Source organism: Pseudooceanicola nanhaiensis DSM 18065 (assembly GCF_000688295.1).
Lineage (GTDB): Bacteria > Pseudomonadota > Alphaproteobacteria > Rhodobacterales > Rhodobacteraceae > Pseudooceanicola > Pseudooceanicola nanhaiensis.
On record NZ_JHZF01000013.1, the window covers coordinates 744492 to 769532 of the forward strand.

Sequence of the window (25041 nt, forward strand, 5' to 3'; positions counted from 1 at the left end):
GCGCAATCGGGGAGAGGAACGGGCGGCCCGGTCGGCGCGTTGGACAGGCCCAACCATGGAGACCAAGATGAAGACAACGCTTTGCACCACCGCCCTCGCCCTCCTGCTCGCCACGCCGCTGGCGGCACAGAATGCGGAAACCGGCGACGCCGGGCCGGTGACCAGCCGCGACGCGACCTACCTCAAGAGCATCGAGGACATCGACGTGGTCTCGGCCGACGGCGACAAGATCGGCGAAGTCGAGGAGATCCTCGTCGATGCCGACGGCAATCCCGCCGCCTTCCTGATCGAGTTCGGCGGCTGGTTCGATCTGGGCGACGACGACGTCGCGGTGCCGCTCGAGGCGCTGACCTACGATGGGAAGAACTACGTCTCGAAGATGACCGAGGAGCAGCTGCAGAATCTTCAACCGTGGGATGAGTAAGAACCCGCTCAGCGGGGCGGCTGGGGGGTCTGTGGATTTGACCCGCCAGCGCCGTTGACGTCTACTCGCCGCGGGGGGGCGAGGAGGCTCCTATGATGATTCAAATACGGCCCGACAGATTCCTTCAGGACCTGCACACCCTGCGCCAGTTCGGTGCCGCCGGCGTCGGAAAGGGCGTGGTGCGTCCGGCCTATTCCGACCCCGATATCGCCGCCCGTGAATGGCTGGCCGAGCGTTACGCGGACGCCGGCCTCAAGACCCGGTTCGACCCCGTGGGCTCTGTCTGGGGTCTGGCCAAGGGCCAGTCCCTTCTGATCGGGTCGCATTCGGACAGCCAGCCCGAGGGCGGCTGGCTGGACGGTGCGCTCGGCGTCGTCTGCGGTCTCGAGATCGCCCGCGCCGCGATGGAGGCGGGCGGCCCCGCGGTCTCGGCCGTGTCCTTCCAGGACGAGGAAGGGCGCTTCGGCGTCACCACCGGCAGCCGCGTCTGGTCGGGCGCGACCGACCTGAAATCGGCGGACCGGCTGACCGACACCCAGGGCCTGAGCTTCGCGGACGCCCGCGCGCGGATGCGGCACCTCGCCGGGGATTTCGTCGATTACAAGCGGTTCACCGGGTTCCTCGAGGCGCATATCGAGCAGGGCCCGTGGCTCTACGAAGCCGGCGAGGCTGTCGGCGTGGTCACCGACATCGTCGGGATCCGCGACATGCGCATCACCTTCGAGGGCGAACAGAACCACGCGGGCACCACCCCGATGCACCGCCGCCGCGATCCGCTGCAGGCGATGGCCCGGTTCCAGGTCCTGATCGCCGAACGCTTCCGCAATGTCGTGACGCCGCAGACGGTCTGGACCACGGGCCATGTCGACGTCCACCCCGGCGCCCATTCCATCGTCCCGGGCCGCTGCACCTTCTCGATGCAATGGCGCGACGGAGAGACCGAGCGGCTGAAGAAGATGGAGGAGATCATCCGCGACACCGCCGGCGAAGTGGCCGAGGACGGCGGCTTCAGCGTCTCGACCTCGGACCTGGTCGGGATTGAACCGGTTCCCATGGACGCGCGGATGCAGGCCGCCCTCGGCGACGCGGCCGAGGACGTCGCCCCGGGCCGCTGGCGCCGGATGCAGTCGGGAGCCCTGCACGACGCGGCCAGCGTCGCCCGCCTGATGCCGGTCGCGATGCTCTTCGTGCCGTCGATCAACGGGATCAGCCACGCCTTCGCCGAGGACACCCGCGAAGAGGACCTCGTCACCGGACTGCAGGTGATGGCCCAGGCCGTGGAACGGATGTCGGTCGCGCTGGCGGCGTGAGGGGGGCATTGCGGCTGCGGCCGCTACCCCCACTCGACATCCCCCAGGAAGATGTACCCCGCCCCGTAGATCGTCTTGATCAGGCGGGGGTTCTTCGGATCCTCGCGCAGCTTCTGGCGCAGGCGCGAGATCCGGACGTCCATCGCACGGTCAAAGCTCTCGCCCGCGGCGCCGCCGAGGCTCTCCTGCATGGCGGCGCGGGAGATCAGGCGTTTGGGCCGCTCGAGGAACAGCCGCAGCACCTCGCCCTCGGCATGGGAGAAGGGGGTCTCGGCCCCGGTTTCGTCCTCCAGCGCGAAGCGGTCGAAATGGGCGGTCCAGCCGGCGAAGCGGGCCGTCGTGCCCGCCGCGGCGGCGGGGCGGTCGCGCAGGCGGGCGCGCACGCGGGCCACCACCTCGGCCGGGTCGAAGGGCTTGATGATGTAATCGTCCGCCCCGAGTTCCAGCCCCGTCACCCGGTCCTGCACCTGCGCACGGCCCGAGACGATGATCACCGTCGCCCCCTGCTCCAGCGCCAGCCGGTGGACAAGCGTCAGCCCGTCCCGGTCCGGCAGCGACAGATCCACCAGGCACAGGTCCGGCGTGTGCGACTTCAGCGCCGCCTCGAATTCGGTCGCGCGGCCGAAACCCATGGTGCGGAACCCGGCCTCCTCCAGCGCGGCGGAGAGCATCTGCCGGATCTCGGGCTCGTCGTCGAGGATCGTGACAAGGGGGGCGCGGCTCATGCGGCCTCCTCCCCGCGCAGGAAGGCGGCGAGGGCCTTTGCGCCGAAGGGTTTGCGCAGCACCGGCACCCGGGCGCGGGCGGCGGCATGGAGCGGGTGGTCGGGTCTCAGCGAGGTCATCAGGTAGCAGGGCGGCGCGCCCTGCGGCAGCCGGTCCAGCAGGTCGAGCCCGGTGTCGGCGCCCTCCAGCGTGATGTCCGACAGGATCAGGCAGATCCCGGGCACGGCGGCGGCGAGCGTGGCGGCCTCTTCCGCCGTCGTCGCCTCGATCACCGAATGGCCGGTGTCGCGCAGCATGTCGCGGATCGAGCGGCGCAGGTCGACGCTGTCCTCGACCAGCAGGACAAGGCCCGGATCCACCGGCCGCGGCGCCTCCCGCCACGGCAGGCGCAGCGACACGCGCGCGCCGCCGCCCGGCAGGTTCCCGGCACGGACCTGTCCGCCGGCCAGCTTGGTGGCGTTGTAGACCATGGCGAGCCCCAGCCCGGAGCCTTCGCCGCCCTTGGTGGTGAAGAAGGGATCGAAGGCCTTCGCCAGCGCGGCCTCGGAAAAGCCGGGCCCGGTGTCCTGCACGGCGAGCTCGAGCCAGGTCTCCTTCACCGCGCGGGCGATCAGGTCGATCCGTCCGCCCGGCCCGCAGGAATCGCGCGCGTTCAGCACGAGGTTCAGGAGCGAATCCTGCAGCATCCCGCGGTCGATCATCAGCCGTGCCCCCCCGGTGTCGTCGCGGACGTGCAGCCGGGTGCCCTCGGGCATGGCGGCCTGCGCCAGCGTGGTGAAATCCGACAGGAAGGCGCCCAGGTCGGTCGGCACGGGATCGTGCTCCGGCCCCGAGGTCATGTCGGCGATCCGGTTCAGCAGGTCGCCGCCGCGCCGCGCCGCCCCCTGCGTGGCCGAGACCAGCTCGGCCGCCTCTCCGGGCAGGTCCATCTTCTCGAGCCGTGCCTGCATCCCGAGGATGATCGTCAGCAGGTTCGAGAAATCATGCGCCATGCCCGAGGTCACCTGCGCCGCGATCGCCCGCCGCCGGGTCTGGGCGAGCGCGACGCGGGTCTGGGTCTCTTCGGTGACGTCCATCGACAGGATGTAGGTCCCGTCCTTGCGATCGGGCGTCAGCGCCACCCGGATCCGGCGGGACGAGGATTCGTCGGTGAAGGAGAAGGTCGAGGCCCGGCCCTGCAGCGCCGCCTCGAGGTAGGGCAGCACGGCCTGGTGCGCCTGCGCGCCCAGCACGTCGGCGATGTGCAGCCCGACGATGTTCGACGGCCGCCCCGGCATGATCGTGTTCAGCCGCCGGTTCGAATAGGTGTAGCGCCGGTCGGGGCCGAGATGCGCGATATGGGCGGGCATCATCTCGGTGGTCAGCCGGGTCCGCGCCTCCATCTCGGTCAGCTCGCGCTTCGCCTCGGCCAGCGCGGCGTTGGTCGCCTGCAGCTCGCGGTTCGCGGCAGCGAGCTCCTCGGCCCGGGTCAGCAGCTCGGCATGCAGCTCCTCGGAGCGGGCGCGCAGCAGGTGCTCCTGCGCCTTGATGTCGGTGATGTCGGTATAGACCGTGACCCAGCCGCCCTCGGGCAGCGGCGCCCCCTCGACCGAGATCGTCCGCCCGTTCGACCGCCGCCGCTCGATGTAATGCGGCTGGAAGGTCAGCGCCTGCTCCACCCGCTCGCGCACCGCGGCCTCCTTGTCGGTCAGCTGGCCGTATTCCCCGCGCTCGACCTGGTGGCGGATCGTGTCCTCGAAGGTGGCCCCGGGGGTGGTGAGATGCGCCGGCAGCCCGAACATCTCGCGGAACCGCGCGTTGCAGAGCACCAGCCGCAGGTCGTCGTCATAGATCGACAGCGCCTGCTGGATCAGGTTCAGCCCGGCGAGGGTGAGGGAGGATGGCGCGGATCGGGTCACGGGGGCTCCGGGAGGCTGGTTGAGACTGGCTAGCATCCGGGAGGGGGAGGTGGGAAGGGTTTGGGGGGGGGGGGGACGGGAGCGGACCTTCACATCATGCGCCTCGGATGGGCACGCGTCGCCCATTGCAGTCACTCATCTCATCTCAAGCGCCAGACACGGGACCTACGGCCTCGCGTGGACTGAAGAGCCAAGAGGAGTCAGCGCAGTGAGCGAAAGACCCGCCAAAAGAGCACGAACAGTGAAACCGATGCGGTGACGAGGCCGACGAGACACAGCGCCACAAAAAGGTACTCCACCGTCCCGGAACAATAAGGGTTAGTGGAGATGAGCCTTGGTGCAAGCTTGCGACGGCAATGCTTACTTCCAATCTAGAGCAAGGATCGCGCTATCAACCTACTAAGCTTCAACTGAAGAGCGAAACGCCTTAGGCTTAGCCAAGTTAACTCTGGAGTGATTCTGAAATGTCAGAAAAGTTCGAAAAGTTCTCCAAGGCGCTAGATAAATTAATTAAGGACGGAGATATGCTGCATATGGCAATGCAGCTTGACTGTTTTGGAGAGGCCTTCGTCGAGCGCGTGAGAGAGCAACTTGGCGACGACAAAGTCGAAGCCTACCTGGAGAAACTTCCCGAATTTAAGGATACATATCAGGCTTGGTACTCCGAGGCGCAGTCCGTTGTTAAGCAAGTCCTTCCTGATCGGCTTTCAGACTTTCAGTCCTACTATGAGTATCCAAGGGTCAGAAAGGAAATTACGTTCCAAAATTATATGATTCGAGATTACTTGCAGGGGCTCCGTATCACGCGAGGCTACGAGCAGAAAGTAATTGCGGAAGCTCGCCACGCAATTCCTGAATTTGTTCAGCAGTTGAATATCTTGAAGGCTGCTCGGGACAAGCTGGAAAGCGCCTTGATCGACCTAACTGCTATAATGCAGGCGGACCTATTCGACTCAGAGGTTTCTAGCGCCCGCGCATTGGCAAAGGCTGGCTATCTCAGGGCCGCTGGTGCCATTTGTGGAGTCGTGATCGAGAAGCACTTGCAGCAAGTTTGCGATGCACACGGCGTCTCTATCAGAAAGAAGAACCCAGGGATTTCTGATTTCAATCAAGCCTTGAAGGACAAAGATGCGGTCTCAGTTCCTCAGTGGAGGTTCATTCAACACTTGGCCGATATTCGAAATTTATGCGACCATGCGAAAGGCAAAGAGCCCACAAAGGATGAGATTGAAGATTTACTTTCGGGAACTGAAAAAGTTCTCAAAACTGTCTTCTGAATTACGGCCGTGCCGACATAGTCACATGTCTGCTAGCGTGTCGAGGCAAGGGTGCGTTCGCAGCCGCAGCGAACTGCAGCCCCCGCCCTAAACCACCGCGGGACTGTCGGCCGTAAGCCTGTCGCCCGCCCACCCCCTCGCAACAATTCGTTAGATTCCCGACACGATCGCGCAAAACTTCCCCGGGACAAGTGATCTGCGGGCCGGGTAGGCTCGCGAGGAATCGCCGGTACAGGCGAGCGCCCCTGGGGAGAGGGGCAAGGGAGGAGAGAACTTGGCACCTACGTCTGGCGACGGGGGCGCTTGCGCGTCCATTCCGGCCCTGCTCGACCGCAACGCGACCCGGTTCGGGTCGCGCCCCGCCTATCGCGAGAAGGAATTCGGGATCTGGCAGACCTGGTCCTGGGCCGAGGCGAAGGAGGAGATCGAGGCCTTCGCGCTCGGGCTGCTCGGGCTGGGGGTCGAGAAGGGTGATTTCATCGCGATCATCGGCTCGAACCGGCCGCATCTCTACTGGGTGTTCCCGGCGGCGCAGATGATCGGGGCGATCCCGGTGCCGGTCTACCAGGACAGCGCGGCCGAGGAGATGGCCTATGTGCTCGACCATTGCGGCGCGCGCTTCGTGGTGGCCGAGGACCAGGAGCAGGTCGACAAGGTGATCGAGGTGCAGGACCGGCTGCACCAGTTCGAGCACATGGTCTATCTCGATCCGCGGGGGATGCGGAAATACGACCACGGCAAGCTGCACGAATACGCGAAGGTGCAGGAGGAGGGCCGCGCCGCGAGGGCCGGGCGGCAGGCGGAGCTCGACGCGCGCAAGGCCGCGATCCGGTGGGAGGACGTCTGCGTGATGCTCTACACCTCCGGCACGACGGGCAAGCCCAAGGGGGTGGTGCTGTCGAACCGGAACGTGATCGAGACCTCGAGGAATTCCTGCGATTTCGACAAGCTGGGGCCGGGCGAGGACGTGGTGGCCTACCTGCCGATGGCCTGGGTGGGGGATTTCATCTTCTCGATCGGGCAGGCGGCCTGGTCGGGCTTCTGCGTGAACTGCCCGGAGAGCGAGGAGACCCTGCTCACCGACCTGCGCGAGATCGGGCCGACGTATTTCTTCGGCCCGCCGCGGGTGTTCGAGAGCCAGCTCACGCAGGTGATGATCCGGATGGAGGATGCGGGGCGGCTGAAGAAGTGGCTGTTCCACCGCTACATGGCCCATGCGCGCAAGGTGGGGGGGCGGATCCTCGACGGGAAACCCGTGGGCGCGTGGGACCGGTTCCAGTACTGGCTGGGCGACCTGCTGGTCTATGCGCCGCTGAAGAACACGCTGGGGCTGAGCCGGGTGCGCGTGGGCTACACCGCCGGCGAGGCGATCGGGCCCGAGATCTTCGACTTCTACCGCTCGCTCCGGATCAACCTGAAGCAGCTCTACGGCCAGACCGAGGCGTCGGTCTTCATCACCCAGCAGCCGGATGGCGAGGTGCGGTCCGACACGGTGGGCGTCGCCTCGCCGGGGGTGGAGCTGAAGATCGGCGAGACCGGGGAGGTCTATTACCGCTCGCCGGGCGTCTTCGAGTATTACTACAAGAACGAGGAGAGCACGGCCTCGACCAAGGATCCCGAGGGCTGGGTCGCGACGGGCGACGCGGGCTTCATCGAGGAAGAGACGGGCCACCTCAGGATCATCGACCGGGCGAAGGACGTCGGCAAGATGGCCGACGGGACGCTCTTCGCGCCGAAATACGTCGAGAACAAGCTGAAGTTCTATCCGAACATCCTGGAAGCGGTCGTCTTCGGCAACGGGCGGAGCGAATGCACGGCCTTCATCAACATCGACCTGAACGCGGTCGGCAACTGGGCCGAGCGGAACAACATCGCCTATTCGTCCTACCAGGAGCTTGCCGGCCATCCGAAGGTGATGGAGACGGTGCAGTCCCACGTCGAGGAGGTGAACGCGAGCCTTGCCGAGGACGAGATGCTCTCGGGCTGCCAGGTCCATCGCTTCGTCATCCTGCACAAGGAGCTCGATGCGGACGACGGCGAGATCACCCGGACCCGCAAGGTCCGGCGCAGGACGGTCGAGGAGAAGTACCACGACATCATCGCCGCGCTCTACGACGGGTCGGACAAGGTCTCGACCCGGACCGAGGTGACCTACGAGGACGGGCGCAAGGGCTACATCTCGGCCACGCTCGAGATCCGCGACGCGAAAACGGTGCCGGTGGCGGCGCCCAAGCCGGTGGCGGCGGAATGACGGTGCGGCGCGCGACTGCGTCGACGCCCCGCCCGCCATCCCGCCGGACGAGGGAGGAAACGTGATGCCGGACACCCAACAGGACGGCTACATGACCGCCGACGGCCGCAGGATCGGCCCGGTGGTGATGGAGATGCGGAACATCACCCTGCGCTTCGGCGGCGTGGTGGCGATCAAGGACATCTCCTTCGACATCCGCGAGGGCGAGATCCGGGCGATCATCGGGCCGAACGGGGCGGGGAAGTCCTCGATGCTCAATGTCATCTCGGGCTTCTACAAGCCGCAGGAGGGCGAGGTCATCTACAAGGGCGCGCGGCGCCCGCCGATGAAGCCCTACCAGGTGGCCCGCGACGGGATCGCGCGGACCTTCCAGAACATCGCGCTCTTCGAGGGGATGACGGTGCTCGACAACGTCATGACGGGCCGGCTGAACCACATGAGGAGCGGGCTTCTCGGGCAGGCCTTCTGGTGGGCCGGCGCGCAGAAGGAGGAGGTCGCGAACCGCGAGGTGGCCGAGAAGGTCATCGACTTCCTCGAGATCCAGAACATCCGGAAGACGCCCGTCTCGCGCCTGCCCTACGGGCTGAAGAAGCGGGTGGAGCTGGCGCGCGCGCTGGCGGCCGAGCCGAAGATCCTGCTCTTGGACGAGCCGATGGCGGGCATGAACGTCGAGGAGAAGGAGGACATGTGCCGCTTCATCCTCGACGTGAACGACGAGTTCGGCACCACCATCGCGCTGATCGAGCATGACATGGGCGTGGTCATGGACCTCTCGGACCGCGTGGTCGTGATGGATTACGGCAAGAAGATCGGCGATGGCACGCCGGACGAGGTGCGCGCGAACCAGGAGGTGATCGACGCCTATCTGGGGGTGGCCCATGACTGAGCGGGCGATCACCGGGCAGGCCGGGTGGCAGGGAATGGCCGTTTTCGCGACCTTCGCGGGAACCGGAGGGGGAGTGATTCCGGTTGGACTCCGATCGTCAGGATTGGAGACCCGTGATGCCTGCTCAGACCTGGACCCGCCGTACGCTTGCCAGCCTGCTGGACGAGAAGACCCCGAGCGAGGAGGTGCTTCGCGTCGCCGCACCCTTCACCAAGATGGACCTGGAACGGATGACGGAGGGCGAACGCGACGCCGTGCTGGACGCCTTCCGGGATGCGGCGCTTCGGGCGCGGCAGGACCACGGTGGCGCGCTGACGTCCGAGGACGTGATGGCAGGGCTCAGGGCCGCGCGTGCGGCGCTGGAAGCCGTGCCTCAGGACGAGAGGTCGAACCGCGCGATCCGGCTGCTGGCGGATTGCGCCTGCGTGCCGGCGGCGCCGGCCGAAAGCTGAGAGGGGCGCCCCGGCCGCGTCCCCTGACCATGGGGGAGGCGGCCAATGCCTGAACAGCTTCTATTCGCGATGGAGGTCACGCTGAACGGCCTCATGGCGGGCGTGCTCTACGCGCTCGTGGCCCTGGGCTTCGTGCTGATCTTCAAGGCCTCCGGGGTGTTCAACTTCGCCCAGGGGGTGATGGCGCTCTTCGCGGCGCTGACGCTCGTGGGGTTCATGGAGGGCCAGATCCCCTTCGCGCATCTCATCAACGCGATCTTCGGCACCGACATCCACCATTTCGGCTGGCACGTGAACGCGCTGGTGGCGATCCTGATGACCATGGTGGTGATGGTCGCCCTGGCCTGGTGCGTGAACCATTTCGTCATGCGCCACCTCGTGAACCAGGAGCCGATCATCCTGTTCATGGCGACCATCGGGCTGGCCTATTTCCTGGAAGGTCTCGGCGACCTGATGTGGGGGTCGGACATCAAGAACCTGAACGTGGGTCTGCCGCAGGGGATCAACGGCTGGATCGACGAGACGACCTTCAACCTCTTCGGTTACGGCTTCTTCATCGACAACCTCGACATCGTCGCGACCATCGTCGCGGTGGCGCTGGTCATCGTGCTGATCGCCTTCGCGCAATACACCAAGCAGGGCCGGGCGATGCGCGCCGTGGCGGACGACCACCAGGCGGCGCTCTCGGTCGGCATCTCGCTGAACTTCATCTGGGTCATGGTCTGGTCGGTCGCGGGCTTCGTCGCGCTGGTCGCCGGGATCATGTGGGGCTCCAAGTCCGGGGTGCAGTTCTCGCTGTCGCTGATCGCGCTGAAGGCGCTGCCGGTCCTGATGCTGGGCGGCTTCACCTCGATCCCGGGCGCCATCGTCGGCGGTCTGATCATCGGGGTGGGCGAGAAGCTCTTCGAATTCGCCGTCGGCCCGCTGATCGGCGGTGCGACCGAGAACTGGTTCGCCTTCGTGCTGGCGCTCGTCTTCCTCGTCTTCCGGCCGCAGGGGCTGTTCGGCGAGAAGATCATCGAGAGGGTGTAGCGGGATGGGACATCCGCGGATGAATGTACGGACGATGCGCAAGCTTATCGCGGTGCTGAACGTGATGGCATGGGCCGGGTTCTGGGCCTTCGGCTACCTCGCGCTCTCGGGCGACGCGGCGGCCGGAGACGGCCGGATCGTGACGGCGGCGCTGCTCGCGGCGCTTGGCGGCGGGCTGGGGCTCTGGGCGTGGATCACGCTCATCCGGCTTGGCGGGGAACGGGGACAGGCACGGCCGCTGCGGCCGGCGCCGGTGGAAAGTGAAGGGGAGAGGGTCTGATGCTGTACCGCGAGGCCGGGGACTTCAAGACATCCTACGCGAAGGACAACCAGACCTTCCCGATCAGGTTCGACCGCTGGGGCTATTTCGCGCTGCTGGCCGTGGCCTTCCTGGTCGTGCCCTTCGTGATCAACGATTACTGGGCCAGCGCCGTGCTTCTGCCCTTCCTGATCTATTCGATCGCGGCGCTCGGGCTGAACATCCTCACGGGCTATTGCGGGCAGGTCAGCCTCGGCACCGGCGGGTTCATGGCCGTGGGGGCCTATTCCTGCTACAAGCTGATGACCGCCTTCCCGGAGGTCAGCATCGTGATCCACGTCCTGCTCGCGGGCGGCATCACCGCGGGCGTGGGCCTTCTCTTCGGGCTGCCGTCGCTCAGGATCAAGGGCTTCTACCTCGCCGTGGCGACGCTGGCCGCGCAGTTCTTCCTCGTCTGGCTCTTCAACAAGGTGGGCTGGTTCTACAATTACTCCGCCTCGGGCCAGATCTCCTCGGCCCCGCGGTCCGTGCTGGGCTTCGAGGTCACGGGCCCGACCGCCTCGGCGGCGGCCAAGTACCTCATCTGCCTGAGCTTCGTGGTCGTCATGGCGTGGCTCGCCCGCAACCTCACCCGCGGCTCCTACGGCCGGAAGTGGATGGCGATCCGCGACATGGACATCGCGGCCGAGATCATCGGGGTGAACCCGCTCGCCGCCAAGCTCTCGGCCTTTGCCGTGTCGTCCTTCTTCGTCGGGGTCTCGGGCGCGCTGTTCTTCAGCGTCTATCTCGGCGCGGTCGAGGTGGGCGAGGTCTTCGGCATCCAGAAGTCCTTCCTCGTGCTCTTCATGATCATCATCGGCGGGCTGGGCTCGATCCTGGGAAGCTTCGCGGGCGCGGCCTTCATCGTGCTGCTGCCGGTGTTCCTGAAGAACGTGCTCGTCGGCAGCTTCGGCTGGGCCACCGACCTCGCCGCGCATCTCGAGATCATGACCCTCGGCGGGCTCATCATGATGTTCCTGATCCTCGAACCGCACGGGCTGGCCCAGTACTGGCGGACGACGAAGGAGAAACTGAGGCTCTGGCCCTTCCCGCATTGAGGCGGGGCCCGACATGGACCGCGGGGAGGAGGAACCCGCGGCGGTTGAGGACGACAGACAAGAGATCGGTAGAGAACCAATTGGGAGGAAAAAAACCGATGAAATTCAAGATCCTTGCGGCCGCGGCCGCAGCGATGATGGCGGCGGGGCCGGCACTGGCCGACCTGACCGTCCCCGCGCTGAACTACCGGACCGGGCCCTACGCGCCCTCGGGCATTCCCTATGCCGACGGTTTCTCGGACTACATGACGCTGCTCAACGAGCGTGACGGCGGCGTCGGTGGCGAGAAGATCAACGTCGTGGAATGCGAGACCGGCTACAACACCGAGAAGGGTGTGGAATGCTACGAGCAGACCAAGGGCCAGGGCGCGCTGCTCTACATCCCGCAATCCACCGGGATCACCTACCAGCTGATCCCCAAGGCCAGTGCGGACCAGATCCCGATCTGGTCGGTGGCCTACGGCCGCACCAGCGCCGTGAACGGCGAGGTCTTCGAATGGGTCTTCAACATGCCGGTCACCTACTGGGACGGCGCCTCGGTCGCGGTGAAATACGCGATGGAGCAGGAGGGCGGTTCGCTGGACGGCAAGAAGATCGCGCTGGTCTACCACAACTCCGCCTACGGCAAGGAACCGATCCGCACGCTCGAGGCGCTGGCCGAGAAGCACAATTTCGAACTGACGCTGCTGCCGGTCGACCACCCCGGGCAGGAACAGAAGTCGCAATGGCTGCAGATCCGCCGCGAGAAGCCGGATTACGTCTTCATGTGGGGCTGGGGGGTGATGAACTCGGTCGCCATCCAGGAAGCCGCGAACATCCGCTACCCGATGGATCACTTCATCGGCGTGTGGTGGTCGGGCTCCGAGGCGGACGTCGTTCCCGCCGGTGAGGGCGCCGACGGCTACAAGGCGCTGACCTTCCACGGCGTGGGCACGGACTTCCCGGCCCTGCAGGAGATCAAGTCGCAGGTCATCGACGCCGGCAAGAACGCGGGCGACGGGTCCAAGTTCGGCGAAGTCGGCTACAACCGCGGCGTCTTCACGGCTGCCGTCGTCGCCGAGGCGATCAAGACGGCGCAGGAGGCCACCGGCAACGCCGAGATCACCGCGGCCGACATGCGCGACGCGCTCGAGAACCTCGAGATCAGCGATGCGCGGTTCGAGGAACTGGGCCTCGGCGGCTTCGCCCCGGCGATCCAGACCTCCTGCGCGGTCCATTCCTCGCCCCGTCTCGCGGCGGTGCAGCAGTGGAACGCGGCGGACAAGACCTGGACCGTGCTGACCGACTACATGGAGCCCGACTTCGAAGTGGTCGATCCGCTGATCGAGGAGGATTCGATGGCCTACGCCCAGGAGGCCGGCATCGAACCGCGTACGTGCGAGTGACGCTTGGTTGAAGCATCCCGGGGGCCCGGTCGGGCCCCCGGACCCACCCGGGCACGACGCCCGGACGATTTTCCCGGGCCCGCGCGCCCGACCAGAGTGATCGAGGACAGGATGACCGAGGCCCAGACGCTAGAGCCGACCGCCCCCGTGGACGCCCCCGGGACGGGCACCCCGCTGCTGCAGGTGAGCAATGTCGAGGTGATCTACAATTCCGTGATCCTCGTGCTGAAGGGCGTCTCGCTCGCCGTGCCGAAGGGGGGCATCACCGCGCTGCTCGGCGGCAACGGGGCGGGCAAGTCGACGACGCTCAAGTCGATCTCGAACCTGCTCCGCAGCGAGCGGGGCGAGGTGACCAAGGGCCGCATCACCTATCGGGGCGAGCAGATTTACGGGCTGAACCCCTCGGACCTCGTGTCGCGCGGCGTGATCCAGGTGATGGAGGGGCGCCACTGCTTCGAGCACCTGACGGTGGAGGAGAACCTGATGACGGGCTCCTACACCCGCAAGGCCAGCCGGGGCGACATCGATGCCGACCTCGAGATGGTCTACACCTATTTCCCGCGCCTGAAGGAACGGCGCCGCAGCCAGGCGGGCTATACCTCGGGCGGCGAGCAGCAGATGCTGGCGATCGGCCGCGCGCTGATGTCGCGGCCCGAGACGATCCTGCTGGACGAGCCCTCCATGGGCCTCGCGCCGCAGCTCGTGGAGGAGATCTTCAACATCGTCAAAAGCCTCAACGAGGAGCAGGGCGCGACCTTCCTGCTGGCCGAGCAGAACACCAATGTGGCGCTGCGCTTCGCCCATTACGGCTACATCCTGGAAAGCGGGCGGGTGGTGATGGACGGCCCTGCCGCCGACCTGCGCGAGAACCCGGACGTGAAGGAATTCTACCTCGGCATGTCGGAGGAGGGGCGCAAATCCTTCCGCGACGTCCGCTCCTACCGCCGCCGCAAACGCTGGCTGAGCTGAGGCGACAGCCCCTCCGCCCGGAACGCCGCGGCTCGGCGGCCGTTGGGTCAGGACCGGACGGAGGATCGAGATGTCGCGCAGGAAAATCGCCGAGGCCCTGATCGACGAGCAGGGCGAGTTGTTCAGCGTGCAGGTCGGGGCGAACATCGCCCGGGACGTGCCGCAGCAATGGTTTCACTGGCTGCTCACCGTGCAGCTCTGTTCCGCCCGGATCTCGGGCGCGCAGGCGCTGCAGGCGGCGAAGGCACTGAAGGACGAAGGGCTCCACAAGGTGAAGACGCTGCTCGAAAGCGACCGGCAGAGGCGGATCCGGGTGCTGAACCGCAACGGATATGCCCGGTTCGACAACCTGGGCGCCGATCAGATACGCGCCGCGGCCGAACTGGTCGACCGGAGCTATGGCGGCGACCTGAGGCGGCTGCGCGAGGCGGCCGGGGGTGATGCCGGGGAGATCCGGCGCCTCCTGCAGGAGGTGAAGGGGATCGGGCCCGCGGGGGCCGACATCTTCTGCCGCGAGGCGCAGCTCGTCTGGGACGAGCTGGCGCCGACGGCGGACCGGCTGTGCCTCGACATGGCGGCGGAGCTGGGGTTGCCGGACGAGGCCGGTGCGCTGTCCCGTCTCGCCGGCGATCGCGAGAGTTTTGTGCACCTGCTCGCGGCGCTGGCCCGGGCGAAGCTGGACGGGCCGTCCGAGCGGGTGCGCGCGGCGGCGGGGCAATGAGGGCGCGATGAAAGTCAGGACGGAGCGACGGCGATGAGCACCTATTTCGACACGGCCGAAACCCGCAGCGCGGACGAACGCGCCGCGGCCATCGCCCGGGACCTGCCGATGCAGGTGGAGGCGGCGAAGGGCCTGCCCGGAAACGCGGCCCTCGCGGAGGTCGATCCTGCCGCCGTCACCTCGGCCGAGGCGCTGGCGCGCCTGCCCGTGCTCAGGAAATCCGACCTCGTGGCGGCGCAGAAGGCGCGCGCGCCCTTCGGCGGGCTGACAGCGCTGCCGGTGGCGGGTTTCGCGCATGTCTTCCAGTCGCCGGGTCCGATCTACGAACCGGGCGGGGCGGGCCACGACTGGTGGCGGATGGGCCGCTTCCTGCATGCCTGCGGCATCGGGCGCGGCGACATCGTGCAGAACTGCTTCGGCTACCACCTGACGCCCGCGGGCATGATCTTCGAGAACGGCGCGCGGGCGGTCGGGGCGACGGTGCTGCCGGCCGGAACCGGCCAGACCGAGCTTCAGGCGCAGGCCGCGCATGACATCGGCACCACGGCCTATGCCGGCACGCCGGATTACCTGAAGGTGATCCTCGACAAGGCCGAGGAGATGGGCCTGCCGCTCGGGATCAGCCGCGCGGCGGTCGGGGGCGGGGCGCTGTTCCCCTCGCTCCGGCAGGAATACGCGGATCGCGGGATCACCTGCCTGCAGAGCTATGCCACCGCGGACCTCGGCAACATCGCCTACGAGAGCCCGGCGATGGAGGGGATGATCGTCGACGAGGGCGTCATCGTCGAGATCGTGACCCCCGGCACCGGCGATCCGGTGCCGCCGGGCGAGGTCGGCGAGGTGGTGGTGACGACGCTGAACCCCGACTACCCGCTGATCCGCTTCGCCACCGGGGACCTCTCGGCGGTGATGGAGGGCAGCTCGCCCTGCGGGCGCACCAACATGCGGATCAAGGGCTGGATGGGACGCGCGGATCAGACCACGAAGATCAAGGGCATGTTCGTCCGGCCCGAGCAGGTGGCCGCGCTGGTGGCGAAACATGACGAGATATCAAAGGCCCGTGTGATCGCGGAGCGCGACGGCGAAATGGATGTCATGATCGTCCGGATCGAATCACCGGACGGCGGGGGCGGGGAACGTTACCTGTCGTCCGTGGTTGATGCGCTGAAACTGAAGGGCCGGATCGAGATCGTGCCGCCGGGGTCGCTTCCGAACGACGGCAAGGTGATCGAGGATCTGCGCCGGTACGACTGAGCCCCGGCGCTTCCGCCGGCAGGCGGAAGGAGGAGCGATGAAACTCACACGTGTGATGACGGTGGCGCTGGCCGCCGCGGCGGCGAGCCCGCTGGCGGCCGAGGACCTCGCGCTGGTGATCGTGAACGCGGAATACGACCGCGTCCGCGATCTGGACGGCAACGGGCTGGACCAGACCTTCGAGGATGCGCTCGAGGACGCGGGCTTCCGCGTCTTCGCCGGCGCCGACCTGACCGGGCCGCAGATGCAGCGGCTCGCGGGCGAGTTCGCGGCGGCCGCCGGAGACTCGGACGAGGACGACCGGATCGTCGTGGTCCTCTCCGGTCATCTGGCGGGCAGCGCCGCGGACGGCTGGCTTCTGGGGCGCGAGGTGCAGGTGCCCAATGCCTTCGGCGTGGGGGCCGCGGCACTGCCCTTCTCGCCGCTGGCCGAGATCGCCGCGCGCGCGCCCGGGCAGGCGGTCCTCATGGTCGCCGATCCCGAGCGCGAGATCGAGGTGGGCGCCGGCCTGCAGGGCGGCACGGCCCCGCTGCCCGCGCCGCAGGGCGTGACCGTGGCGCAGGGCGAGATCGAGGGCCTGCTCGATTTCCTGCGCGACGGGCTCCTGCAGCCGGGGATGAGCTATGCCGAGGCGATCGACGAGGCGGGCCGCGACGTCACCGTCTCGGGCTATGTCTCGGCCGCGAGCGGCCTGCTGCCCGCCGAGGGCGCCGCCCCCGCGCCGCGCCCGCAGCCGCCGCGCGAGGAGAGCACCGACACCGGCGAGATCGCCTATTGGAGCGCCGTACGCGACATCGGCACGGTGGAGGCGCTGCGCTCCTATCTCGAGCGCTATCCGGACGGCAAGTTCGCCGCGGATGCGCGCCGGCTGATCGACGACGCGGTGACGGCGCCGCAGCGGCGGGCCGAGGCGGCCGAGGCCGCGCTGGAGCTCTCGCGCGACCAGCGGCGCCAGATCCAGCGGAACCTGTCGCTGATCGGCTTCGATCCGCGCGGGATCGACGGGATCTTCGGCCCGGCCACCCGCACCGCGATCGGCGCATGGCAGAAGGCCAAGGGGTTCGACGCCACCACCTTCCTGACCGCGCGCCAGATCCAGGACATCCAGACCGCGGCCAACGCCCGCGCCGCAGAGCTCGAACGCGAGGCCGCAGAACGCCGCGCGGCCGAGGAGCGGCAGGACCGGGCCTATTGGCGCGACCTGGGCGAGGGGCGCGACGAGGCGGCGCTGCGGGCCTACCTGAAGCGCTATCCCGACGGGATCTTCTCGGACGTGGCGCGCGACCGTCTGGCCCAGATCGAGGACGACCGGGCCGGGCAGGTGCGCCGCGAGGTGCGCCAGGCCTGGCGCGGGGCGCAGGAGGCGGACAACATCGCCGCCTACCAGTCCTTCCTCGAACGCTACCCGGACACGCCCTTCGAGGATGCCGCCCGCGCCCGGATCGCCGAGCTGGAGGACCAGAACCGGAACTCCGCCGAGGTCGAACAGGCGCGGCAGGAGGAGACCGGCGTGGCCGGCAACACGGTCACGCGGCTGCTGGTGGAACGCCGGCTTCAGCAGATCGGCTTCGATCCGGGCGCGGTGGACGGCGCCTTCGACGAGGCCGCGCGTCGGGCGATCCGCCGGTTCCAGCGCGACCAGGGCGTGCCGATCACCGGCTACGTCACCCGCGAGACCATGGTGCGCCTGCTCGCCATGCGGTGAGGCGGCCGGACCTTGCGGAGCGCGGCCCCGCGGGGGCCGCGCACGCGATGCCTTGCGATTTGGCCGTGGGCCAAATCGCGGGTGCCTCCGGCGGGGATATTTTCGGCAAGAGGAAGCAGGCGGGGGGATCGGAGGGGGCTGCGCCCTGGCGGACGGTCTCTTCGGTCTCCCGGAATGCGAAAAGGCCGCCCCGGGGGGCGGCCCTTCGGTCACGCGGCAAGCCGCGGCCGGTTCAGCCCTGGCGGGCTTTGAAACGGCGCTGCGTCTTGTTGATCACGTAGACGCGGCCCTTGCGGCGCACGACGCGGCAATCGCGGTGACGGCTCTTGAGCGAGCGGAGCGAGTTGCGGACCTTCATGGACCATCTCCTCTTGTCGCGGCGCGGCGAGCGCCCGGGTTTCCGTCGTGATCCCCCCTGGAGGGGACCGGTGAATGGTGGGCGATACTGGGATCGAACCAGTGACCCCTTCGATGTCAACGAAGTGCTCTACCGCTGAGCTAATCACCCATATGGCCTTCGCTTCGCTTCCCTCCAGGTCATTCTGGCATGCGCCCCAACAAAAGGGGCGCGGGTGAGTTCCGCGCCGGTTCGCAGGTCTATAAAAGGAGTCGAAACCGGGATCAAGGGCTTTTGGCGCGTGTTTTTCACTGTATCATGAAAGCGGAGGCTCGCCATGCAAGATCGCCCATATCGCCTTGATTCGCCTGCGCAACAGACCACCAGCGTGGTCTTTTCCTCGCCGCACAGCGGACGGGACTACCCGCGCGAGTTTCTCAGGGCGAGCGTGCTGGACGATTCGTCGATCCGGTCCTCGGAGGACGCCTTCGTCGACGAGCTCTTCGCTGCCGCGACGGAATTCGGCGCACCGCTGCTCGCGGCCCGCACGCCGCGGGCCTACGTGGACCTCAACCGCTCGGCGGACGAGCTCGACCCCGCGCTGGTGGAGGGGGTGCGGCGGTCGTCGCACAACCCGCGGATCACCTCGGGTCTTGGCGTGATCCCGCGGGTCGTGTCGAACGGGCGGGCGATCTATCGCGGGAAGATGCCGCTGACCGAGGCGCGGCGCCGGATCGACGCCTGCTGGCGGCCCTATCACGCGGCGCTGCAGGCGCTTCTCGACGTGACCAACCGGAGCTTCGGGGAGGTGGTGCTGATCGATTGCCACTCGATGCCGCACGAGGCGGTGGACTGCATCGCCCGCGCCGGGGCGAAGCGGCCCGACGTGGTGATCGGCGACCGGTTCGGCGCCTCCGCCGATGCGGCGATCGTGGACCGGGTGGAGGAGGCCTTTGCCGCCGCCGGTCTGCACGTGATCCGCAACGCGCCCTTCGCGGGGGCCTATGTGACCCAGCATTACGGGCGCCCCTCGCGGCGGCAGCACGCGATCCAGATCGAGATCGACCGCTCGATCTACATGAACGAGCAGATGATCAGGCCGAACGCGAATTTCGAGCCGTTCAAGCGCCTGATCCGGTCCGTGGTGTGCGACCTGACCGAGATCGGACGGCGGAAGGATGTGCCCCTGGCGGCGGAGTGACGCCGAGTGCAGGTCATTGCCGGCCCGTTTCGCCCTGCGCGCCGGGATTGACGGTCCGGCTTGCGCGGGCAGGGCGCGCCCTCAGCGCAGCGCCCGCCCCTTGATGATCGCCTCACTGCCGTAGCGTTCCCGGATCAGGTCCGCCGCCCTCTCGGCCTTGCTGCGTTTCGCGGCCTCCGGGTCGAGGAGGTCGCCGGAGCGGTCCGCGTCGGCCTCGGGCGCCAGCTCCGAGATCCCGACGCCGATCAGCCGGAACGGCGCCTCGCCCGCGACGGGGTCGTAGAGCGCCCGGGCCCGGCGGTAGATCGTGTCGGCCATCTGGGTGGGCTCCCGCAGCGAGACGCGGCGCGTGATCGTCCGGAAATCGGCGCGTTTCAGCTTCAGCACCACGACCCGCCCGGCGAGTGCCCGCGCCTTGGCCCGGTCCGAGACCTTCTCGGACAGCCGCCAGAGGTGGCCGTCCAGCAGGTCCGCATCGCCGGTGTCCTCGTGGAACGTCGTCTCGTTCGAGATCGACTTCACCGGCGCATTGGCCGAGATGCGGCGATGGTCCTGCCCCCGCGCGAGGTGCCAGAGCCGGTCGCCCATGGCGCCGAAGCGGGCGTGCAGATCCGTCCTCTCCCACCTCAGGAGGTCCGAGAAGGTCCGGATCCCGGCCTTGTCGAGCGAATCCTGCGCCGCGGCGCCCACGCCCCAGATCAGGCGCACCGGCTTGTCGCGCAGGAAGTCCGCCGTCTCGGCGGCGCCGATCACCGAGAACCCGTGCGGCTTGTCGAGGTCGGAGGCGACCTTGGCGAGGAACTTGTTGTGCGACAGCCCGACGGAGCCGGTCAGCCCCAGCTCGTCCCGCATCCGCTTCACCAGCCGCGCCAGCATGAAGGCGGGCGCATGGCCGTGCAGCCGCGCGGTGCCGGTCAGGTCGAGAAAGGCCTCGTCGAGCGAGAGCGGCTCGATCGCGGGCGTCATCTCCTCCATCATGGCGCGGATCGCGCGGGAGGCTTCGACATAGGCGGCCATCCGCGGCTTGATGACCACCGCCTCGGGGCAGAGCTTGAGCGCCTGGAACATCGGCATGGCGGACCGCACGCCGCGGATCCGGGCCACGTAGCACGCGGTCGAGACCACGCCCCGCCGGCCGCCGCCGACGATGACGGGCTTGTCGCGCAGCTCGGGATTGTCGCGTTTCTCGACGCTCGCGTAGAAGGCGTCGCAATCCATGTGGGCGATGCTGAGCGTGTTCAGTTCGGCATGCGCGACCACCCGGCGCGACCGGCAGGAGGGGCAGCGCGGGCCGTGGTCGAATTCGGTGAGGCAGTCGCGGCAGAGGGCGGGCATCGTGACATCGCTGGCGGGTGGCTCCCGCCCATCCTACATTGGGGCCATGGAGTATGACAGGCCGTTCGACGGCGCGAAAGTGGCGCTCTTCCTCGGGGACGACCTGCTGGTGATCCGGCGGGACGAGGGCAAGCCGATTCCCTGGCCGGGCTACCTCGATTTCCCGGGCGGCGGGCGCGAGGCGGGCGAAAGCCCCGTGGCCTGCGCCCTGCGCGAAACGCGGGAGGAGACCGGGTTGATACTGGCCCCGGCGGACCTCTTCTGGCGGGCGTGGTATCGGGCCCCCCGCCGGATGTGGTTCTTCGGCGCCCGCCTGGCCGAGCGCCGCCGGGACGAGGTCCGCTTCGGCGACGAGGGGCAGGGCTGGGCGATGATGCCGCCCGAGAGCTACATGCGGGATGCCATGGCGATCCCGCATTTCCGCGACCGGCTGCAGATCCTGCTGGACCACGCCGCAGCGCGCTGACGCGGCCCCGGGGGCGGCTCAGGCGAAACTGGTGTTCGACTGCCAGGCGGTGGCGATTTCCTGCTGGATTGCCTGCGCCGCGCCGCGCGGGTCGTCGGCGCGCCAGACCGGGCGGCCCACCACGATGTGATCGGCGCCGTCGCGGATGGCGGACCGGGGCGTCGCGACGCGCTTCTGGTCGTCGTCCGCGGCGGCCAGAGGGCGGATGCCGGGGGTGACGATCAGCCGGCCCTCGGCTTGCGGAAGGGCGCGGATCGCGGCGGCCTCGCGGGCCGAGCAGATCACCCCGTCGGCCCCGGCCTCGAAGGCGCGGGCGGCGCGGGTGCAGACGATCTCGCGCAGGTCGCCCTGGGTGATGAGCGCGGCGTCGAGGTCTTCGCGCTCCAGCGAGGTCAGGATGGTGACGGCGAGGATCTTGGTGTCCGAGCCCGCCGCACCCTGCTTGGCGGCGCTGACCACGTAGGGGTCGCCATGCACGGTCAGGAAGTCGAGCCCGTAGGCGGCGATGCCGCGGACGGCGTTTTCGACCGTCGCCGGGATGTCGAAGAGCTTCATGTCGAGGAAGATGCGCTTGCCGTGTTCCTGCTTGAGCTCGTTGGCGAGCGCCATGCCGCCGCCGGTGAGCATCCCGAGCCCGATCTTGTAGAAATCCGCCGCGTCGCCGATGCGCTCGGCCATCTGCAGGCCGTCCAGCGCGTTCGGGACGTCGAGGGCCACGATCAGCCGTTCATCCGCCATGTCCGCCTCCTGTGGGATATGCGGGTCTATTGGGGGAACGGTCGGGATGCGTCAAGGGCGGAGGGGTGATGCGTCGCTGCGCGCCGGGCTGCGGTCGGCGGGGTGGGCGGGACGATGCCCGCCACGCCCCCGGGTCAGGCCGCCCGGCCGCCGCTCAGCAGCCGGTCCCAGAGACCGACTGTGGCCTCGCGCACCGAGGGCGGAACGATGATGGGCATCGCCAGCGCGTCCTCGGACGGTTTCCGGCTGCGGAAGCCGGGGTTTGCACCTTCATGCATCCGCTTGGCGCGGGCGAGGACGGCCTTGGTGACGTCCTCGTACGAGCTGTCGAGCGGTGCGGGAATGGAGACCGGATAGGTGAAGGCCTCCTCTTCCATGATCAGCGTCACGGCTGCTTCGAAGCATTGTGTCGCCGGGTTGTAGGTGATCTGCGAAATCCTGTTCTTCTGACGGGCCATGGGTGCCTCCTACGATGTCCCTGCCTGTGTCCCTGCCTGCGAATTCTTGCGATTCGGTCTGTTTCGCTGTGAACCCCCGAAACCCCCGCGCGGTTCCATTTTCGACCTGAAGCGAACTTGAACCGCGCGGTGCGATCCCCATCTCTAGTCCTGAGGTTCCGGCGCGGCACATGCCTTTCGAAGGGTGGCCGTCAGGGGACGCTTTACTGAAGGAGAGAACGATGGACTTGTCGAAGTTCACGGAGCGGTCGCGCGGTTTCATCCAGGCGGCGCAGACGATCGCGATCCGGGAAGGGCATCAGCAGCTGGCCCCGGAACATGTGCTGAAGGCACTCATGGATGACAGCGAAGGGCTGGCCAGCAACCTGATCCGCAAGGCGGGCGGCGATCCCGCGCGGGTGGTGCAGGCCACGGACATCGCGCTGAAGAAACTCCCCAAGGTCTCGGGCGACGCCGGGCAGACCTATCTCGGACAGCAGACCGTGAAGGTCCTGACCGAGGCCGAGAAGGTCGCGCAGAAGGCCAAGGACAGTTTCGTGCCCGTCGAACGGCTGCTGACCGCGCTTGCGCTGGTCAAGAGCCCGGCGCGTGACGCGCTGGAGGCGGGCGGCGTGCATGCGCAGACCCTGAACGAGGCGATCAACGACATCCGCAAGGGGCGGACGGCGGACACCGCCTCGGCCGAGGACACGTTCGAGGCGCTCGAGAAATACGCCCGCGACCTGACCAAGGCCGCCGAGGAGGGCAAGATCGACCCGATCATCGGGCGCGACGACGAGATCCGGCGCTCGATGCAGGTTCTGTCGCGGCGGACCAAGAACAACCCGGTGCTGATCGGCGAACCCGGCGTCGGCAAGACGGCGATCGCGGAGGGCCTTGCCCTGCGGATCATCGACGGCGACGTGCCGGAGAGCCTGCGCAACAAGCGGCTGCTCGCGCTCGACATGGGCGCGCTGATCGCGGGTGCGAAGTATCGCGGCGAGTTCGAGGAACGGCTGAAGGCCATCCTGAAGGAGATCGAGGGCGCCGCGGGCGAGATCATCCTCTTCATCGACGAGATGCACACGCTCGTCGGCGCCGGCAAGACCGACGGCGCGATGGATGCCGCGAACCTCATCAAGCCGGCGCTGGCCCGGGGTGAGCTGCACTGCATCGGCGCGACCACGCTCGACGAATACCGCAAGTACGTCGAGAAGGACGCGGCGCTGGCGCGGCGGTTCCAGCCGGTGACGGTGGCCGAGCCGACGGTCGAGGACACGATCTCGATCCTGCGCGGCATCAAGGAGAAGTACGAACTGCACCACGGCGTGCGGATCAGCGACTCCGCGCTGGTGGCGGCCGCGACGCTCTCGCACCGCTACATCACCGACCGGTTCCTGCCGGACAAGGCGATCGACCTCGTGGACGAGGCCGCAAGCCGGCTCCGGATGGAGGTGGATTCCAAGCCCGAGGAGCTCGACCAGCTCGACCGCCAGATCCTGCAGATGCAGATCGAGGCCGAGGCCCTGAAGAAGGAGGACGACGCGGCCTCCAAGGACCGGCTGGAACGGCTCGAGAAGGAGCTGGCGGACCTGCAGGACCGCTCGAACGAGATGACCGCCAAGTGGCAGGCCGAACGCGACAAGCTCGCCTCGGCGCGCGACCTGAAGGAACAGCTCGACCGGGCGCGGGCCGATCTGGAGATCGCCAAGCGGCAGGGTGACCTGGCGAAGGCCGGGGAGCTCTCCTACGGCGTGATCCCGCAGCTCGAGAAGGAGCTGGGTGCCGCCGAACAGCAGGAAGCCGAAGGCGTCATGGTCGAAGAGGCCGTGCGTCCCGAGCAGATCGCGCAGGTCGTCGAGCGCTGGACGGGGATTCCCACGTCGAAGATGCTGGAAGGCGAACGCGAGAAGCTGCTGCGGATGGAAGAGGGCCTGCACAAGCGGGTCGTCGGCCAGAACGCGGCCGTCACCGCGGTGGCGAATTCCGTCCGGCGGGCGCGTGCGGGTCTCAACGACGAGAACCGGCCGCTGGGCTCGTTCCTCTTCCTCGGGCCGACGGGCGTCGGCAAGACCGAGCTGACCAAGGCCGTCGCGGAGTTCCTGTTCGACGACGACAACGCCATGGTGCGGATCGACATGTCGGAATTCATGGAGAAGCACTCCGTGGCCCGGCTGATCGGCGCGCCTCCGGGCTATGTCGGCTATGACGAGGGCGGCGTTCTGACCGAAGCCGTGCGGCGGCGGCCCTACCAGGTCGTGCTGTTCGACGAGGTCGAGAAGGCGCATCCGGACGTGTTCAACGTGCTGCTGCAGGTGCTCGACGACGGGGTGCTGACCGATGGTCAGGGCCACCGGGTCGACTTCAAGCAGACGCTGATCATCCTGACGTCGAACCTCGGGTCCCAGGCCCTGTCGCGGCTGCCGGAAGGCAGCGACACCGGCGAGGCCAAGCGCGAGGTGATGGAGGCGGTGCGGGCGCATTTCCGGCCCGAGTTCCTGAACCGTCTGGACGAGATCGTCGTCTTCGACCGGCTGGCGCGCGGCGACATGTCGGGGATCGTGGACATCCAGATGTCCCGGCTCCTGAAGCGTCTGGCGCAGCGGAAGATCACGCTCGACCTCGACGACGGCGCGCGGAAGTGGCTCGCGGACGAGGGCTACGACCCGGTCTTCGGGGCGCGCCCGCTGAAGCGGGTGATCCAGAAGGCGCTGCAGGATCCGCTGGCCGAGATGCTGCTGGCGGGCGACGTGAAGGACGGCGACACGGTGCATGTCTCGGCCGGGGCCGAGGGGCTGATCCTCGGCGACCGGGTGGGCAACACCAACCGCGACGCGCCGCGGGATGCCACGGTTCACTGAGCCGCGTGACGTGATGGAGGG

At 67.9% G+C, this 25041-nt stretch carries 23 protein-coding genes and 1 tRNA gene; 17 read left to right on the forward strand and 7 right to left on the reverse strand.

Translation table 11 applies throughout. The features are described 5' to 3' along the window. The first annotated feature begins 67 nt into the window (after positions 1-67). Positions 68-424 carry a PRC-barrel domain-containing protein gene (locus tag Q344_RS23950; protein WP_169739194.1) on the forward strand — a complete coding sequence of 119 codons (357 nt, stop codon included), beginning with the start codon at positions 68-70 and terminating at the stop codon, positions 422-424. Between the two features lie 95 nt (positions 425-519). Beyond that, on the forward strand, positions 520-1734 hold the full coding sequence (locus tag Q344_RS0113660; protein ID WP_036539594.1) for a hydantoinase/carbamoylase family amidase: 1215 nt from the start codon (positions 520-522) through the stop codon (positions 1732-1734). A 23-nt stretch (positions 1735-1757) separates the two neighbouring features. On the opposite strand, the gene Q344_RS0113665 is transcribed toward Q344_RS0113660, so the two are convergent. Both Q344_RS0113665 and Q344_RS0113670 read right to left on the reverse strand, forming a co-directional pair. Further along, complete coding sequence (locus Q344_RS0113665) at positions 1758-2459, reverse strand: response regulator transcription factor (protein ID WP_028287230.1); 702 nt, start codon at positions 2457-2459, stop codon at positions 1758-1760. After that, positions 2456-4393 (reverse strand): PAS-domain containing protein, encoded by a 1938-nt coding sequence (locus tag Q344_RS0113670; protein ID WP_051630618.1) that lies wholly within the window; start codon positions 4391-4393, stop codon positions 2456-2458. Before Q344_RS0113670 ends, Q344_RS0113665 begins: the two co-directional genes overlap by 4 nt. A 428-nt stretch (positions 4394-4821) precedes the next feature. On the opposite strand from Q344_RS0113670, the gene Q344_RS0113675 reads away from it, so the two are divergent. The 12 genes from Q344_RS0113675 to Q344_RS23955 all read left to right on the forward strand — a co-directional run bounded on the left by Q344_RS0113675 (position 4822) and on the right by Q344_RS23955 (position 17645). Beyond that, complete coding sequence (locus Q344_RS0113675; RefSeq protein WP_028287232.1) at positions 4822-5634, forward strand: hypothetical protein; 813 nt, start codon at positions 4822-4824, stop codon at positions 5632-5634. A gap of 274 nt (positions 5635-5908) precedes the next feature. After that, the gene (locus Q344_RS0113680; RefSeq protein WP_051630620.1) at positions 5909-7885 is read left to right on the forward strand and encodes an AMP-binding protein; all 1977 of its coding nucleotides are present in this window, start codon (positions 5909-5911) and stop codon (positions 7883-7885) included. 64 nt (positions 7886-7949) lie between these two features. Continuing rightward, positions 7950-8771, forward strand: coding sequence for an ABC transporter ATP-binding protein (locus Q344_RS0113685; RefSeq protein WP_028287234.1), 822 nt, complete (start codon positions 7950-7952; stop codon positions 8769-8771). A 116-nt stretch (positions 8772-8887) separates the two neighbouring features. Next, a complete protein-coding gene (locus Q344_RS0113690; protein WP_028287235.1) occupies positions 8888-9223 on the forward strand; it encodes a hypothetical protein in 336 nt (111 codons plus the stop codon). 45 nt (positions 9224-9268) lie between these two features. After that, positions 9269-10255, forward strand: coding sequence for a branched-chain amino acid ABC transporter permease (locus Q344_RS0113695; RefSeq protein ID WP_028287236.1), 987 nt, complete (start codon positions 9269-9271; stop codon positions 10253-10255). Between the two features lie 34 nt (positions 10256-10289). Then, entirely contained in the window at positions 10290-10535 is a 246-nt protein-coding gene (locus Q344_RS0113700) for a hypothetical protein (protein ID WP_028287237.1), read from the forward strand. Further along, positions 10535-11611, forward strand: a complete 1077-nt coding sequence (locus tag Q344_RS0113705) for a branched-chain amino acid ABC transporter permease (protein WP_028287238.1) — start codon at positions 10535-10537, stop codon at positions 11609-11611. The genes Q344_RS0113700 and Q344_RS0113705 overlap by 1 nt, the downstream gene beginning before the upstream one ends. Positions 11612-11709: 98 nt before the next feature. Beyond that, the gene (locus Q344_RS0113710) at positions 11710-12996 is read left to right on the forward strand and encodes an ABC transporter substrate-binding protein (RefSeq protein WP_028287239.1); all 1287 of its coding nucleotides are present in this window, start codon (positions 11710-11712) and stop codon (positions 12994-12996) included. A gap of 111 nt (positions 12997-13107) precedes the next feature. Next, positions 13108-13965 (forward strand): ABC transporter ATP-binding protein, encoded by an 858-nt coding sequence (locus Q344_RS0113715; RefSeq protein WP_084178405.1) that lies wholly within the window; start codon positions 13108-13110, stop codon positions 13963-13965. Positions 13966-14035: 70 nt separating this feature from the next. After that, positions 14036-14686 carry a hypothetical protein gene (locus Q344_RS0113720; protein WP_028287241.1) on the forward strand — a complete coding sequence of 217 codons (651 nt, stop codon included), beginning with the start codon at positions 14036-14038 and terminating at the stop codon, positions 14684-14686. Between the two features lie 33 nt (positions 14687-14719). After that, positions 14720-15940 (forward strand): phenylacetate--CoA ligase family protein, encoded by a 1221-nt coding sequence (locus Q344_RS0113725; protein WP_028287242.1) that lies wholly within the window; start codon positions 14720-14722, stop codon positions 15938-15940. 37 nt (positions 15941-15977) lie between these two features. Continuing rightward, positions 15978-17645, forward strand: coding sequence for a peptidoglycan-binding protein (locus tag Q344_RS23955; protein WP_051630624.1), 1668 nt, complete (start codon positions 15978-15980; stop codon positions 17643-17645). Positions 17646-17877: 232 nt separating this feature from the next. Here Q344_RS23955 and ykgO read toward each other — a convergent pair whose 3' ends face one another. Both ykgO and Q344_RS0113740 read right to left on the reverse strand, forming a co-directional pair. Further along, positions 17878-18003: a type B 50S ribosomal protein L36 gene (gene ykgO, locus Q344_RS0113735; RefSeq protein WP_028287243.1), complete on the reverse strand. Its 126-nt coding sequence runs from the start codon at positions 18001-18003 to the stop codon at positions 17878-17880. A 75-nt stretch (positions 18004-18078) separates the two neighbouring features. Continuing rightward, positions 18079-18153 (reverse strand) — tRNA-Val (locus Q344_RS0113740). A gap of 166 nt (positions 18154-18319) precedes the next feature. Here Q344_RS0113740 and Q344_RS0113745 point away from each other — a divergent pair. After that, positions 18320-19183 (forward strand): N-formylglutamate amidohydrolase, encoded by an 864-nt coding sequence (locus Q344_RS0113745; RefSeq protein WP_028287244.1) that lies wholly within the window; start codon positions 18320-18322, stop codon positions 19181-19183. Between the two features lie 81 nt (positions 19184-19264). Here the strand turns inward: Q344_RS0113745 and Q344_RS0113750 are convergent, their stop codons facing one another. Beyond that, on the reverse strand, positions 19265-20518 hold the full coding sequence (locus Q344_RS0113750; RefSeq protein ID WP_028287245.1) for a DNA polymerase IV: 1254 nt from the start codon (positions 20516-20518) through the stop codon (positions 19265-19267). 46 nt (positions 20519-20564) lie between these two features. Here Q344_RS0113750 and Q344_RS0113755 point away from each other — a divergent pair, with 46 nt between their 5' ends. Continuing rightward, complete coding sequence (locus tag Q344_RS0113755; protein ID WP_036539224.1) at positions 20565-20984, forward strand: NUDIX domain-containing protein; 420 nt, start codon at positions 20565-20567, stop codon at positions 20982-20984. A gap of 18 nt (positions 20985-21002) precedes the next feature. Here the strand turns inward: Q344_RS0113755 and pyrF are convergent, their stop codons facing one another. Both pyrF and Q344_RS23960 read right to left on the reverse strand, forming a co-directional pair. After that, a complete protein-coding gene (pyrF, locus tag Q344_RS0113760) occupies positions 21003-21722 on the reverse strand; it encodes an orotidine-5'-phosphate decarboxylase (protein ID WP_028287247.1) in 720 nt (239 codons plus the stop codon). A gap of 134 nt (positions 21723-21856) precedes the next feature. Continuing rightward, complete coding sequence (locus Q344_RS23960) at positions 21857-22180, reverse strand: hypothetical protein (RefSeq protein WP_036539227.1); 324 nt, start codon at positions 22178-22180, stop codon at positions 21857-21859. Between the two features lie 221 nt (positions 22181-22401). Between Q344_RS23960 and clpB the strand changes: the two genes are divergently transcribed. Further along, positions 22402-25020 (forward strand): ATP-dependent chaperone ClpB, encoded by a 2619-nt coding sequence (clpB, locus tag Q344_RS0113770; protein ID WP_028287248.1) that lies wholly within the window; start codon positions 22402-22404, stop codon positions 25018-25020. The last annotated feature ends 21 nt before the right edge of the window (positions 25021-25041 follow it).

Excerpts from the sequence above, each read along its gene's own strand:
- Q344_RS0113710 (WP_028287239.1), top strand. The coding sequence starts at position 11,710 with ATGAAATTCAAGATCCTTGCGGCCGCGGCCGCAGCGATGATGGCGGCG.
- Q344_RS23955 (WP_051630624.1), top strand. The coding sequence starts at position 15,978 with ATGAAACTCACACGTGTGATGACGGTGGCGCTGGCCGCCGCGGCGGCG.
- Q344_RS0113700 (WP_028287237.1), top strand. The coding sequence starts at position 10,290 with ATGCGCAAGCTTATCGCGGTGCTGAACGTGATGGCATGGGCCGGGTTC.
- Q344_RS0113720 (WP_028287241.1), top strand. The coding sequence starts at position 14,036 with ATGTCGCGCAGGAAAATCGCCGAGGCCCTGATCGACGAGCAGGGCGAG.
- Q344_RS0113665 (WP_028287230.1), bottom strand. The coding sequence starts at position 2,459 with ATGAGCCGCGCCCCCCTTGTCACGATCCTCGACGACGAGCCCGAGATC.
- ykgO (WP_028287243.1), bottom strand. The coding sequence starts at position 18,003 with ATGAAGGTCCGCAACTCGCTCCGCTCGCTCAAGAGCCGTCACCGCGAT.
- Q344_RS0113745 (WP_028287244.1), top strand. The coding sequence starts at position 18,320 with ATGCAAGATCGCCCATATCGCCTTGATTCGCCTGCGCAACAGACCACC.
- Q344_RS23950 (WP_169739194.1), top strand. The coding sequence starts at position 68 with ATGAAGACAACGCTTTGCACCACCGCCCTCGCCCTCCTGCTCGCCACG.
- Q344_RS23960 (WP_036539227.1), bottom strand. The coding sequence starts at position 22,180 with ATGGCCCGTCAGAAGAACAGGATTTCGCAGATCACCTACAACCCGGCG.
- Q344_RS0113695 (WP_028287236.1), top strand. The coding sequence starts at position 9,269 with ATGCCTGAACAGCTTCTATTCGCGATGGAGGTCACGCTGAACGGCCTC.
- clpB (WP_028287248.1), top strand. The coding sequence starts at position 22,402 with ATGGACTTGTCGAAGTTCACGGAGCGGTCGCGCGGTTTCATCCAGGCG.
- Q344_RS0113675 (WP_028287232.1), top strand. The coding sequence starts at position 4,822 with ATGTCAGAAAAGTTCGAAAAGTTCTCCAAGGCGCTAGATAAATTAATT.
- pyrF (WP_028287247.1), bottom strand. The coding sequence starts at position 21,722 with ATGGCGGATGAACGGCTGATCGTGGCCCTCGACGTCCCGAACGCGCTG.
- Q344_RS0113725 (WP_028287242.1), top strand. The coding sequence starts at position 14,720 with ATGAGCACCTATTTCGACACGGCCGAAACCCGCAGCGCGGACGAACGC.
- Q344_RS0113750 (WP_028287245.1), bottom strand. The coding sequence starts at position 20,518 with ATGCCCGCCCTCTGCCGCGACTGCCTCACCGAATTCGACCACGGCCCG.
- Q344_RS0113690 (WP_028287235.1), top strand. The coding sequence starts at position 8,888 with ATGCCTGCTCAGACCTGGACCCGCCGTACGCTTGCCAGCCTGCTGGAC.
- Q344_RS0113670 (WP_051630618.1), bottom strand. The coding sequence starts at position 4,393 with ATGCTAGCCAGTCTCAACCAGCCTCCCGGAGCCCCCGTGACCCGATCC.
- Q344_RS0113755 (WP_036539224.1), top strand. The coding sequence starts at position 20,565 with ATGGAGTATGACAGGCCGTTCGACGGCGCGAAAGTGGCGCTCTTCCTC.
- Q344_RS0113715 (WP_084178405.1), top strand. The coding sequence starts at position 13,108 with ATGACCGAGGCCCAGACGCTAGAGCCGACCGCCCCCGTGGACGCCCCC.
- Q344_RS0113660 (WP_036539594.1), top strand. The coding sequence starts at position 520 with ATGATTCAAATACGGCCCGACAGATTCCTTCAGGACCTGCACACCCTG.
- Q344_RS0113685 (WP_028287234.1), top strand. The coding sequence starts at position 7,950 with ATGCCGGACACCCAACAGGACGGCTACATGACCGCCGACGGCCGCAGG.
- Q344_RS0113705 (WP_028287238.1), top strand. The coding sequence starts at position 10,535 with ATGCTGTACCGCGAGGCCGGGGACTTCAAGACATCCTACGCGAAGGAC.